General features: G+C 58.5%; 1 pseudogene. It reads right to left on the bottom strand.

The annotated features are described in order from the left end of the window. Positions 1–805 (bottom strand): annotated as a pseudogene (locus AC1D0Z_RS23250) (hypothetical protein); the annotation flags it as partial.

Genomic DNA, 805 nt, shown 5'->3' with positions numbered 1-805 from the left:
ATCTGGGACAATGCACTCCGGTAGCCGTGGCTGGAATGCGGCGTGGCGTTGCCATTTGCCACCGTCACGTCCAGCAACTCCTGCAGATATTCCAGCTGGAATCCGGTTTCGGCGGCTTCTGCTTCGGGATTCCTGCCGCGCCTTTTGTCTGGCCTGGATCCCGTGCTCGTCGAGAGTTTTTCCAACTGCGAGGATATTTGCCTGAAATAGGCTTCGATGAAAGGTCGGTCGTCGAGACTGCGGCGGCTGCTGTACGAATGAGGGTCCTGAGGGCTCACCAAGTCAGCCCCGACGACATTCTTCAGGATGTGCTTCACGCGCTGACAGACGTTGGCCAACGCTCCGTCAACGCTGAACTCATCCCAGCAGGCACCTTTCAATTCGGGCGAAAAGGCGCTCGGGAATCCAGCGCCACTGTGGTAGGCCTGTCCCGAAAATTGCAGCGCTCGGGGTTTCCAGGATCCCAGGGAAAACTTGATCGCACTGATCACATCGTCAGCAGACGGCTCCCTGCGCAGCGACAGGTGGTAGCCCAGCACGCACCGGCTGCGCACCTCCAAAATCACAATAACCCACAACCGGTGCACCAGGATCGATTCCAGCCGGCCGTCATGACTGGGAACCAGCACGACGCACCGCACGTCAAGCTTGTGAGCGTCGCATTCGACCCGGCGGAACAAAGAGAAATCGGGCCGTTTGGTACCGTCTCCTGCTTTTGCCTTCTTGACGGTTTCGGGACCGCCCTCAATGGCTCTGGCTTTGTCGGGATGCTCTGAAAGCACTTTGTTGATGAACGCGCCTATGG

The sequence above is a fragment of the Polaromonas sp. P1_E3 genome (assembly GCF_056405935.1).
This window is presented reverse-complemented; position numbering and strand designations above follow the sequence as displayed.